Raw genomic sequence first — 12,620 nt, forward strand, 5'->3', positions numbered from 1 at the left:
AAAGTCTCACCCCTAAACCATAGCCAACATAGTGAGAAGTCTGGAATTTTCATCCCAGACTTTTCCTTATTTATTTTTTCTTTTTATTGTTAGCAAGGGCTGCTTTTTGTTGGCGGATGATTTGGTGGTAAACTTGTTGTACCTTAGCTTCGCTTGGTTTTTGACCATTTGCACTCAAAAGAGTACGAACTGCTTCAGCATTCAAACGTGGGTTGTCAGCGAATTCTTTTTCAATTTGCTTACGAACCAAGTACATTCCTCCAAGAGCTCCTCCTAGAAAAGCTAGCACAATCAATACAATTGCTAAAAGTAAATCCATCATTTTTCTCCTGTTTCTTTTTGAGTCTCTTTCATTATACCACAAAATAGCCACCCTGACCAGTTTGTTTTACGCTTTCAGAGATGGAATAGACAGCAAAAAGAACCCTGCTTTTATGCGAAAGAGGGCTCCTTACTAAGTTTAATTTACATAGATAGCCAGTGTCTGGTAAGGTTTGAGTAGAATTTTTTCAGACACTTCTGCATCTTCATAGTTTGAAAGCAAAATCTGTCTATTTTGGTAGGCTGCGGGTAAATCGATTTCCACTTCTGTGGCATAAAAATTATTGAGTACTAGTAACTTTTGATCCTCATACTGGCGTTCAAAAGTATAGACTTGTTTGCTATCTTCAAAGACTGGTTTGTAACTTCCTTCTGATATGATAGGCATTTCTTTACGAAGTCGAATCAAGTCTTGGTAGAAGGTGAAAATCGGGCCTTGGATTTCATTTTCTACATTGATGTGAGGGTAGGATTTTCCTGCCTTGAGCCAAGGTGTGCCTACTGTAAATCCTGCATTTTCCGAAGAATCCCACTGCATGGGAATTCGTGAATTATCACGCGACTTAGCCTGAATAATCAGGAAGGCTTCTTCCTGACTCTTCCCTTCCTCTAAGAGCATCTGATAAGCATTGATCGATTCGACATCCACATAATCAGCCATCGAATCATAGTCTGGGTCAATCATTCCGATTTCCTCCCCCATATAAATATAAGGTGTTCCACGAGAATTTCTATTTGTAGATTTTGCAAAACGTAAGAAATAAAAGACTGAGACACTAGATCTCAGCCTTTTTCTTTATCCCAAAACCAATTCATCACTGACTAGACTTTGACCACTATTTTTCTGGAAGAGATGCATGAGATCTTCAACTGTCAGATGCTTTTTCTCCTCTCCCTTGACATCCACCACTATCTTGCCTTGATAGAGCATAATGAGACGATTTCCGTACTCAATCGCATGGTTCATATCGTGGGTAATCATCAAAGTCGTCAACTGATGGTGTTCCACAATCTTTTGCGTCAAATCCATCACCATTTGACTAGTTTTCGGGTCAAGTGCCGCAGTATGTTCATCCAAAAGCAAAAGTTTGGGTTTTACCAGAGCTGCCATGACTAGGGTCAAGGCCTGTCTTTGTCCTCCTGAAAGGTATTGGGTATCCACTTTCAAGCGATTTTCAAGGCCAATATTCAACTCTTTCAAGGCCTCTTGGAACTGGATTCTCTCCTTCTCCTTCACGCCCCAACCAAGCCCTCTCTTCTGCCCACGTCTCAAGGCAATAGCCATATTCTCCTCAATCGTCAAACGAGAAGCTGTTCCCATCTTAGGATCTTGAAAAACACGGGCAATATCCTTGGCTCTCTTTCTTACACTAAGATTTTTAATGGATTTGCCTGCCAATAAAAGGTCCCCTTCATCCACCGATAGATTGCCAGCCAAGATATTCATCAAAGTGGATTTCCCTGCTCCATTTCCACCAATCACAGAGATAAAATCTCCCTCTTCAACCTCTAAGTCTAATCCTTTGAGGACATGGTTCTCATTGACCGTCCCTGCTTCAAAGGTTTTGTGAATATTTTCAAGTGTTAACAAACTTGCCATAACTTTCTCCTCCTATTCATTTCTCAGTTTCAAACCACGAATCTTTAATCTCTTTTGCAGTTCTGGTGCAAATAACACTAAGGCTAGCAAGATTGCATTAAAGAGACGTACCAGGTTTTGATCTAGATTTGGAATTTCATAGATATTTAAAATAATCAAACGGTAAACAATGGCACCGATTCCGATAGATAACAAGCGACCTCCAATGGTCAAGTCGTGTATCAAAACTTCTGCAATAATAACTGCACTCAAACCAACAACGATGGTTCCTGTCCCAGAGGTTACGTCTGAAAATCCATCATTTTGAGCGAACAAGGAACCACACAGGGCAATCAAACCATTTGAAATCATGTAACCAACAATCTTCATGGTGTCTACATTGACCCCATTAGCCTCACTCATCGGAATATTGTCCCCAGTCGAACGCAAGACCAATCCAATCTCCGTTTTCATCAAAAGAGTCAAGACCAAACAAACAAGTAGGAGACAGGCCAAACTGAATGAGAAAACAGCTTCTTCATTTGTCAGCCCCAAGCTCGCCAATTGTTTAAAGACAGTTGAAGAATCTCCCAAGGAAAGGTTGGGCACACTGCCCATGATTTTAATATTGATTGAATAAAGCCCTGTCAAGGTCACAATCCCTGTCAAGAGAGCTGGGATTTTCATCTTGGTGTGGAGCATTCCTGATACAAGACCAGCTACCATACCTGCCAGCAAAGCAAGTAAGGTCGCAATCCAAGGATTTGTCCCTGCCTGTATCTGCGATACAACGACAGCTGCCCCCAAAGGAAAGGCTCCTTCAGCAGTCATATCCGCAATATCCAAAATACGGAAAGTCAAGTAAACTCCAATGGCCATAATCGACCACAACAAACCTTCTGATAAACTAGATAATACAAAACTCATCTTAAACCTCCCTATTCCTTGCTTTCCAACTTACTAATATCAATTCCTAGTGCATCTGCTATTTCTTGATTTGTATGCAATTCCAGTTTTTCAGGCAACTCAACTGCTATATTTTCTGGCTTCTCACCTTTTAAGACACGAACCAGCATTCTTGCTGTCTGACGTCCCAATTCTTCATAATTGGTTCCGTAGTTATACAAGCCACCAACAGCAATCATTTCTGTTGAACCACCAAATACTGGAACCTTGTGTTTAATAGAAACCTGCTTGACTGTTTCCATGGTTGATGAAATGATATTATCCGTTGGTACAAAAACCATATCCACCTCTGCCATCAAACTCTCTGCTGCCGCTTTGACATTGTTACTGTCCAAGATTGTTTTTTCAACAACGGTAAAGCCTTTTTCTTCCAGAAGTCGCTTAGCTTCATCCTTTTGGACAACTGAGTTTGGCTCGCTCTGAGTATAGAGGATTCCAATTGTTTTAGCTTTTGGCAACACTTTCTTTATCAAATTGATTTGGGTTGAGATAGCATCTGATGACTGATCACTTGTTCCAGTTACATTGCCCCCAGGATGCTCTCTTGACTCTACCAACTTGGCACTGACAGGGTCTGTTACAGCTGAAAAGATAACCGGTGTCGTTTGTGTTGTATTAGCCAAGCTCTGAGCAGAAGGCGTTGCGATAGCTAGAACGACATCACTAGATTCTGCTAGTTGCTGGGAAATCGTTTTTAGGTTTCGTTGTTCTCCCTGTGCATTTTGCAAATCAATCTCGATATTTTTCCCTTCAGCATAGCCTTGCTTGGCAAGCTCATCCACAAACCCTTCTCTAGTAGCGTCTAAGGACTGGTGGGTAATAAATTGCGAAATACCGATACGAAACACATCTTTTTTCTTATCTGCCTTCAACTGATGCAAACTAATCAGAGAGGTCAAGAGAATCCCCACTACCAAGAGAGGGGCTAGTAATTTTCGAACAACTTTCATAATGAAACTCCTTCTCAGAAAAGATAAAACAAAAAACCGCCTAGATAATATCTAAACGGATGCTTGAAATAAGCTAACAAGTTACAACTTAGCTAGTCCATTTAGATATTCATCTATATGGACCACAATCAAAAATCTTAGCCACATAGATACAAACAAATTGCTTGAACTGTTTGCATCCATGGTGACATGTCTACAAACACTATCTAAAGTAGCTAAAGTAAAAGTTTTGATTCATCGTTACAGCTTGTCTCTTATTCATTTCTTTTTCTGCTTTCTTTTTTGATGTTTCCTATCTTACCACCTTTTTCATCAGCTGTCAAGAATATTTCAGAATTTTTTAAAATTTTTCGAAAATTCTTTCAGGATACTTTCAAAGATTTTTTCAAATCAGTCCAACAAAAAAAGGTTTATAATTCCCATAAAAATTGATATGGAAATTATAAAACCATTATTAGTTTAACCCTTGTTGGTAACGCGCTAATTCGGCTTGGTTAGCCCAAACATAGTGACCTGGACGGATTTCTACCATAGATGGCTTATCAGTCTCATAGTCGTGTTGACTTGGGTCGTAAACCTTCAAGACCTTCTTACGTTCCAAGATTGGATCTGGGATTGGTACCGCTGAAAGCAAGGCTTGAGTATATGGGTGGATTGGATTGTTAAACAATTCTTCTGTTTCTGCAACCTCTACAATAACACCCTTGTAAATAACTGCGATACGATCTGAAATAAAGCGAACGACAGACAAGTCATGGGCGATGAAGAGATAGGTCAAACCAAGTTCTTTTTGGAATTTTTTGAGCAAGTTCAAGACTTGAGCACGCACAGAAACGTCCAAGGCTGAAATGGGCTCATCCGCAATAACAAAGTCTGGTTGCATGACCAAGGCACGGGCAATACCGATACGTTGACGTTGACCACCTGAGAATTCATGAGGGTAACGAGTCAAGTGCTCAGCAAGAAGCCCCACTTCACGGATAATATTTTTAACTTTCTCTTTACGTTCTTCTTCATCCTTGAACAGATGATGATTGTAAAGACCTTCAGAAATAATATAATCAACAGTCGCACGTTCATTCAAACTTGCGGCAGGATCTTGAAAAATCATCTGGATACGACGAATCAATTCTGCAGCTTGTTCACGCGATTTCTTACCATTAATCTTTTGACCATCAAAAATGATATCCCCATTACTTGTATCATTAAGACCGATGATGGCACGACCAATAGTTGTTTTCCCACTACCTGACTCACCTACAAGCGAGAAAGTTTCTCCCTTGTTGATAAAGAAGTTAGCATTTTTAACTGCGACAAACTTCTTACTTCCTTCACCGAAGGAAATTTCTAAATCTTTGATTTCTACTAATTTTTCAGACATTTCCTTCCTCCTAGTCAGCCAGATGGGCAAATCCCATTTTTTCACGAATCTTATCATGGAGATTTGCAATCACAGCTGGTTTTTCTACTTTTGGAGCATCCTCATGAAGTAGCCAAGTTTTAGCCCAATGTGTCTCTGATACTGAGAATTGAGGAGCTTTTTGTTCGAAGTCAATTTGCATTGCATAGTCAGAACGCAAGGCAAAGGCATCCCCTTTCAGGTCAGTATAAAGTGACGGAGGTGTTCCTGGGATTGAGTAAAGATCCCCTTTATCATCAGCAAGCTGAGGCAAGCTAGACAAGAGACTCCATGTATATGGATGGCGAGGGTCATAGAAGACTTCCTCAACAGTTCCATACTCAACGATTTCTCCTGCATACATAACCGCTACCTTATCTGCAATACTTGCCACCACACCAAGGTCGTGGGTGATAAAGATTGTTGTGAAATGGTACTCGTTTTGTAAAGATTTCAACAAATCAATAATCTGAGCTTGGATGGTCACATCCAAGGCAGTCGTTGGCTCATCACAAATCAAGACATCAGGTCGGCAGGCAAGAGCAATCGCAATAACGATACGTTGACGCATTCCTCCAGAATATTGGAATGGGTATTCATCAAAACGTCTATCTGCATCTGGAATCCCAACCTTATTCATGTAGTCAATGGCCAATTCTTTCGCTTCTTTAGCTGTTTTGCCTTGGTGTTTTACAATAACTTCTGTAATCTGACTACCAATTGTTTTAATTGGGTCCAAACTAGTCATTGGATCTTGGAAGATAGTCGCAATCTTAGCGCCACGAATTTGTTCCCAATCCTTGTGAGAAGATAAAGCTGTCAAATCTTGACCACGGTAGTCAATGCTACCTTGGGCAATGCGACCATTTTCTTCAAGCATACCTGTGAAAGTCTTTGTCAAAACAGATTTTCCTGATCCTGACTCACCTACCAAGGCTAATACTTCTCCTTCAACTAGTTCAAGGGAAACGCCGCGAATGGCTGTCAATACTTTGTCACGAACGTCAAATTCCACGACAATATCGCGAGCAGTCAAAATTACATTTTTTTCTTTTGTCATTTCTACTCCTATCTATGTGTACGTGGATCACTAGCATCCGCTAAGTTTTGACCAACTACGAAAAGGGATAAGGATACCAAGACAAGAGTTGTCAATGGAATCCAGAAGAGGTATGCATTTGTCGTTACGTTCTGAGAGTAATCTGAAATCAAACGACCTAAACTTGGAACTGTAATCGGCAATCCAAGTCCAAAGAATGAAAGGAAAGCTTCGTATGAGATAAAGGCTGGAAGCATTTGAGATGTCGTCGTAACGATAACAGATACCAATTGTGGCATAATGTTTTTTACAACAATCTTAAAGGTTGGTGTTCCAAGTGTACGTGAAGCAAGGTTATACTCCAAGTCACGATAACGCATGATCTGAATACGAATTGAGTAAGCAATACCAATCCAAGTAGTCACACTCATAGCAAAAATCAGATTCCAGAATCCAGCTCCGATTGAGTAAGTCAAGACAATGACAATCAAAAGAGATGGGATGTTTGAGATGACATTATAAACTTCCATCATCACACGGTCAACTGATTTTGAAATTCCCCAAATACCACCGACAAAAACACCGATAACCAAGTTAATCACTGTCGCAATCACAGAAATGAGGATAGAGTTACGAGCTCCGAACCAGACACCGTCAAAGAGAGATTTACCGTTACTGTCTGTACCGAACCAATGCTCAGCATTTGGCTTGATATAACGAGCACTAAAGTCGTTTACTTTGCTGACATCATTGAAATCAAACTTAGAAAACATTGGGTAGATGAAACTCATCAAAATGATAGCTACCAAGATTCCCAACATGACTACAGTTGATTTCTTCTTCATAAATTGTCTAAACACTGAACCCCAGTATGAATAAGCTGGCGCATCAATGGCTTCAGAGGCAAAATCGTCACGTTTTACAAACTGAAATTTTTCTTTATCGATTGTAGACATTATTTGCCTCCTTTCTCAGTCAATTTAATACGTGGGTCAATAATAGTCATCCAAATATCTCCCAAAAGAAGTGAGAAGATAGAAATACATGTAAAGATGAAGACAAGACCTACGACCATAGAGTTATTAGATGCTTTTACAGAGTCAATCAACATTTTACCCATACCTGGGAAGGCGAAGACTGTTTCAGTAAGGGTTGCACCACCGATAACCCCGATAACAGCACCAGGAATCCCTGAAACCAGCGGAACCATGGCATTTTTAAAGATGTGTTTGTTTGAAATTTCTTTTTCAGACAAACCTTTTGCACGAGCAAAACGAACAAAGTCCTGTGATTGCAAGTCAATCATGTAACGACGAATCCAAATAGCGGTACCAGGAGCACCCAATAAACCAAGGATAACTGCTGGTAAAACATACGAACGCCAATCTCCAGCACCCAAGATAGGGAATGAATCTGGAAGACCAATTGATGATCCAATCAAACGAACAATGTAAACCAAAGCAATGGTTGGAAGAGCCATCAAGAAGGTCAAAGCCCCTGTTGAGAAGCTATCAATCCAAGTGTTCTTGAAGCGAGCCATAGCTGAACCAAGTGGCACGGCAATCGCATAAGAAATCACCAAACCGATCAATCCAACGATTGCAGAGCTAGCAATCATAGAAGGATATTGGTAGTTGCTTTCAGTTGCAGTATATGGGTCATCTTTCCCATAGTTAGCTACTTCACGAGAATCAGCCTGACTAGGCGATTTGTAGGTTCTTGAGTAGATATTAACTGAAGATGTTTTCTTACCAGTTGGGAATTGCACTTCTGATGTCTTAGTTTGACCTTGTCCTTGTGTGATAACTTGAAGCACAGGAGTATTAGCATAAGTTGGATATGAATCACCCAAATTCAAGTTCACAAAGTTTTGGTGAACAAATGGGAACTGACTATTGAAGTACAAGAGGTACTTGTGTTTAGTCCCTGAACCTACCAGAGACCAGCCGATAGCGGGATCATTTTCAAAACGCAAATAACGCTCCAAATTTGGATTTTCTGGGTCCTGAATCTTGTTTGTGTGGTCGATATCAAGCAAGTTTGCATAGAATTTAAACACACGTTCAAAAATTGGAATTTCACGTGTAGCGTAGAATTGGCCACTTTCAGTAAATTCTCCCAGGGTCCAACCATGACCGATTTGTTTGATGTATTTTTCATAGATAGCCTTGTTGGTATCATTGGCTTCAACTGTTACAGAAGCATCCATCTGGCTAGCTTTTTCTTGCAACTCTTTGGTATCGTAGTACTCGATATAGCCCATACGCTCATAAACGGTATTCTCATAGTTATCACGTTTATCAGCAGTTGTAGCAATCTTGTTATAGTTGGTATCCTGTTTGAAAATCAATTTTCGAGGAACCATTGTATAGATAATCGTGTAAGTCAAGGTTGTTACTAAGAAGATAGAAACCAATGACCGCAAAACACGCATAAAAATATATTTTTTCATATCATTTCCTTTAAAAATCCCAAAAGAACCTTCTCCTCATGGAGAGAAAGTTCTATTGAAAATTATTTACTTCACATGACTTGCCAATTCTTTTTGAACTTTTTCGTTTGATTCTTTTTTCTCTTTAATCCATTTCTCACGAGCTTGTTCATAATCAGCCTTTGTTACAACTTTGTCTTGTAACTGAATATATTTGAAGTAGAGATTTGAACCTTTGTCTCCAGATTGGCTATAAGAAGCTGAGAATGGTACAACACGAGAAATGAATGGTGCAGCACCACTAGAAGACATAGCTGGTAAGAAGAGTGAACTGTCTGTCAACCAAGCTTGAGCAGCAGCATATTTTTCATAACGTTTGTTAAGATCACTTGTTTCTTTTCCAGCTTCATCAAGCAATTTATCGTAATCTTTCACACCAACTTTAGCTGCAGCTGCATTTGATGGGTCATCATACCCCATATAAGTTTTCGTTTGCTCACTATTAGTTGATTTAAGGATATCAAGGTAAGTTGATGGATCTTCATAGTCAGGATTCCATCCAACCGCACCTGAAAGATCCCAATCCTCAGCTGCCGCATTAGCAGCATAATAAGTCGCATTAAAGAATTCATCTTTAGAAATTTGTTGAATATCGATGACAACATTTTCTTCGCCTAAAACTTTTTCAACTGATTGTTTGAACGACTGAATCCGTGCGACAAAGTTTTTAGAGGTTTGGTCTACTGGAACATCCAAGTGGATAGGGAATTTCACACCTTCTGCTTCCAGAGCAGTTTTAGCTTTAGCAAATTCTGCTTTAGCTTTGTCAGCGTTAAAGAGACCGTCTTGACCATCAGCAAAGTTTACATCTTTCCACTCATCTCCATAAGTCTTAACTTTTTCAGCAACCAAGTCACCGAAAGTTTTTTCGCCTGCAGTCACAAAGTCTGGTTTCACAAATAAATTACGAACTGCGAGAGGAGCACCTTCTTTACCGTTAACTTGAGCAGAATAACCTGTACGGTCAAAGGCAAAGTTCAAGGCTTGGCGGAAGTCTTTGTTAAGAAGAGCTTTCTTAGTAGATGTTTTCTCTTCATCTGTCGTTTTAGATGTATATTTGTAATTTTGTCGATCGATATTTACACCTAAACCTCCAATACCAGCTCCTGACGGAGTGTAGAAAATATTATCCTTGTATGACTCCTCTACCTTTGAGAAGTTTGAACTTGTTGGGTAAAGACGAGCAAAACTATAAGCTCCACTTGTAAAGTTACGCTCAAGTGATTCTTGGTCCGAACCATCAAAATATGCAAGTGTTGCTGTATCTAAATGAACATTCTCTTTATCCCAGTACTGCTCGTTCTTAGCAAATTCGATAGAAGATTTAGCAGTCAAACCTTTAAGCAAGAAAGGTCCATTATATAGCAATGATGTAGGATCTGTCGCTTTAGCAAAATCAGAGCCTTTTGATTTTTCAAATTCTTCGTTTAATGGCCAGAAAATTGAATAAACCATCTTAGAGTTCCAGTAAGGTTCTGGTTGGTTCAAAGTATACTCAAGAGTATAGTCATCAACCGCTTTAACACCTACTGTAGAGAAATCTTTTGAATTCCCAGCCAAATAATCAGATAAACCTTTAACAGAAGTTTCAGCTAGATATAGAGCTTCTGATTTCTTATCTGCCGCATGTTTCAATCCATTCACGAAGTCTTTAGCAGTCACTTCGGCATATTCTTCACCATCGGATGTCATCCATTTGACACCTTTACGAATTTTGTAGGTATATGTCAATCCGTCTTTTGATACAGACCAGTCTTCTGCAACCGCAGGAGTCAAATTCCCGTATTTGTCATTTGTGAAGAGGCCATCGATCCCGTTTGAAGTAGCCACTTTCGTACTCTCTTTTCCAGAGATAAGATAGTCCAATGTTTCTGGATCAGCTGAATAGACATAGCCATAGGTCTTTGGAGCTGTCGAATCAGATGATTTTGAATTCCCACAAGCCACTAACACACCCGTCGCAAACAAAGCAACTCCTGCTGCAACAAATACTCTACTTTTTTTCATTTATTTACTCCTCTTATAAAGTATAGGTTATCATCAATTATATCATAGATTTCAAGAAAAGTAAACGAATTTTCAGAATATTTAGGCTTATTGACACAAAAAATCTGAAAAAGCTATTGACTGAAAATCATTTTCAAGGTATAATAATAAACGTTAAGGCGGTATAGCCAAGTGGTAAGGCACGGCTCTGCAAAAGCTTGATCGTCGGTTCAAATCCGTCTACCGCCTTCTATAACTTGATTTATCAGGTTTCAAATGAACAGAAAGCCCAATTTAAAGGGCTTTTTTCTTTTTCTTCTGATAAATACATATAACTGACAAAAATTTTTGGAGCGAATTTGGGGCAAACTTCTTTTTAGGAGAAAATTTTTTGAAATAAACTGAAAAAAGCTTCGTCACGCCTGGTGACAAAAGCCTCTAGTTTACTCTGTTTCTTCTTCTATTTCAACTTCGGTAATTTGGACTTTTACCTTGGTAACACGTCCATTTTTTACCTTATCATTGGTTAGGATAAGCTGTTTGTTTTGGCTGACCAATTCATAGCTGAGTTTCTCAGTCGTTGGAATGGTCCCAACTCCTGTCAAATAATAACCAGCAATAGTATCAACGTCATCACTTTCCAGTTCAACATCAAAGTAGTCATTAAAATCATTGAGATTCATGGTGCCTTGAACAATATAAGTATCTTCTCCGATTTGATGAACTTCGATTTCTGCCTTATCTGTTTCGTCATCGATTTCCCCAACGATTTCCTCTAAGAGGTCTTCAAGTGTCACCAAACCAGCCATCCCACCGTATTCATCTAGCAAGATTGCCATTTGTCTTTGGGTATTGCGCAATTCTTTTAGCAAGTCATCCACAAAAATAGTTTCAGGAACAAAAAGTGGATCTTGTAAAATTTTCTTCCATACAATATTGTCAAAACCGTCCACAAAGCCCGCATTAAGGAGACTCTTGGTGTGAATAATCCCAATCACGTTATCCTTGTCTCCATCATAGACAGGGATACGAGAATAATTTTGTTTTAAAATACTTTGGATGATGGTTTGACTATCATCCTGAATATCGACCATAAAGGCATCCGTTCGAGGAACCATGACTTCTCTGGCCATCAGTTCATCTAGTGAAAAAATCCCTTGTAACATCTCAATTTCGTCAGCATCTAGTGTTTCTTCACTATTTGTCAACATGTACTCAATTTCATCACGGGTCATTTTTTCGTCAGCATCGTCAAAGGTCATCGGAGTCAAGCGACTCAAGAGATTGGTAGATGCAGATAAGAGCCAAACAAAGGGACTAACTAGTTTCCCCAGCCCAATGATAACTGGCGCTGTACGAATCGCCAAGGCATCCTTTAGATTAAGAGCGATTCTCTTAGGATACAATTCCCCAAAAACGATGGAAATATAAGTCAAAAATGCTAAAGATAGAAAACTTGCAACGGCATAAGCTGTTTCGCCATTTCCAAGCCAAGATGCAATTTCTCGTCCCAGAGTGTCTGCCAAACTCGCCCCAGATAAGATCGTAATCAGGGTAATCCCTACTTGAATGGTTGATAAAAAGTGGTTAGGATTTTCTAGTACCTTCAGCAGACGAATATAGCGTCTATCTCCTTCTTCTGCCTTTTGTTCAACCCGTGCACGATTAAGAGAAACCATGGCCATTTCTGTGGCTGAGAAAAAGGCATTTAACACCGTCAAGATAAACAATAAAACAAATTGTAGCAACAAATTCTGACTACTTGGGTCTTCCATAGTTCTTCTCCTAAAATAGTATCTTATCCTTTATTATATCACAAAATATAGTCCAATACATATTATTTTTTCTCATACTCTTCGAAAATCTCTTCAAACCACGTCAGCTTTATC

Annotated in this window: 10 protein-coding genes, 1 tRNA gene and 1 pseudogene; 1 reads left to right on the forward strand and 11 read right to left on the reverse strand. The window is 39.4% G+C overall.

Translation table 11 applies throughout. From position 1 onward, the window contains the following. Positions 1-70: 70 nt before the first annotated feature. The 10 genes and pseudogenes from ABKJ27_RS07865 to ABKJ27_RS07910 form a co-directional block, all read right to left on the reverse strand. Entirely contained in the window at positions 71-319 is a 249-nt protein-coding gene (locus tag ABKJ27_RS07865; protein ID WP_000364990.1) for a YneF family protein, read from the reverse strand. Between the two features lie 141 nt (positions 320-460). Beyond that, positions 461-1,048 (reverse strand): annotated as a pseudogene (locus ABKJ27_RS07870) (alpha-glucosidase C-terminal domain-containing protein); the annotation flags it as partial. A gap of 69 nt (positions 1,049-1,117) precedes the next feature. Continuing rightward, positions 1,118-1,921: an ABC transporter ATP-binding protein gene (locus ABKJ27_RS07875; RefSeq protein WP_125454633.1), complete on the reverse strand. Its 804-nt coding sequence runs from the start codon at positions 1,919-1,921 to the stop codon at positions 1,118-1,120. Between the two features lie 12 nt (positions 1,922-1,933). Then, a complete protein-coding gene (locus ABKJ27_RS07880) occupies positions 1,934-2,827 on the reverse strand; it encodes an ABC transporter permease (protein WP_000011439.1) in 894 nt (297 codons plus the stop codon). 11 nt (positions 2,828-2,838) lie between these two features. Then, on the reverse strand, positions 2,839-3,816 hold the full coding sequence (locus tag ABKJ27_RS07885; RefSeq protein WP_410011645.1) for an ABC transporter substrate binding protein: 978 nt from the start codon (positions 3,814-3,816) through the stop codon (positions 2,839-2,841). 454 nt (positions 3,817-4,270) lie between these two features. After that, positions 4,271-5,197 (reverse strand): ATP-binding cassette domain-containing protein, encoded by a 927-nt coding sequence (locus ABKJ27_RS07890; RefSeq protein ID WP_001291284.1) that lies wholly within the window; start codon positions 5,195-5,197, stop codon positions 4,271-4,273. Between the two features lie 10 nt (positions 5,198-5,207). Then, the gene (locus tag ABKJ27_RS07895) at positions 5,208-6,275 is read right to left on the reverse strand and encodes an ABC transporter ATP-binding protein (protein ID WP_000159550.1); all 1,068 of its coding nucleotides are present in this window, start codon (positions 6,273-6,275) and stop codon (positions 5,208-5,210) included. Positions 6,276-6,283: 8 nt separating this feature from the next. After that, positions 6,284-7,210 carry an oligopeptide ABC transporter permease OppC gene (gene oppC / locus ABKJ27_RS07900; RefSeq protein ID WP_004255894.1) on the reverse strand — a complete coding sequence of 309 codons (927 nt, stop codon included), beginning with the start codon at positions 7,208-7,210 and terminating at the stop codon, positions 6,284-6,286. Continuing rightward, the gene (locus ABKJ27_RS07905; protein WP_150922884.1) at positions 7,210-8,706 is read right to left on the reverse strand and encodes an ABC transporter permease; all 1,497 of its coding nucleotides are present in this window, start codon (positions 8,704-8,706) and stop codon (positions 7,210-7,212) included. Before ABKJ27_RS07905 ends, oppC begins: the two co-directional genes overlap by 1 nt. 66 nt (positions 8,707-8,772) lie before the next feature. Next, positions 8,773-10,752, reverse strand: a complete 1,980-nt coding sequence (locus tag ABKJ27_RS07910) for a peptide ABC transporter substrate-binding protein (protein WP_261050938.1) — start codon at positions 10,750-10,752, stop codon at positions 8,773-8,775. A 157-nt stretch (positions 10,753-10,909) separates the two neighbouring features. Between ABKJ27_RS07910 and ABKJ27_RS07915 the strand changes: the two genes are divergently transcribed. Next, positions 10,910-10,980, forward strand: a tRNA-Cys gene (locus ABKJ27_RS07915). A 194-nt stretch (positions 10,981-11,174) separates the two neighbouring features. Here ABKJ27_RS07915 and ABKJ27_RS07920 read toward each other — a convergent pair. Continuing rightward, positions 11,175-12,506, reverse strand: a complete 1,332-nt coding sequence (locus tag ABKJ27_RS07920) for a hemolysin family protein (protein WP_410011646.1) — start codon at positions 12,504-12,506, stop codon at positions 11,175-11,177. Between the last annotated feature and the right edge of the window lie 114 nt (positions 12,507-12,620).

It is taken from the genome of Streptococcus sp. KHUD_011 (assembly GCF_046352925.1).
In the GTDB taxonomy this organism is placed as follows: domain Bacteria; phylum Bacillota; class Bacilli; order Lactobacillales; family Streptococcaceae; genus Streptococcus.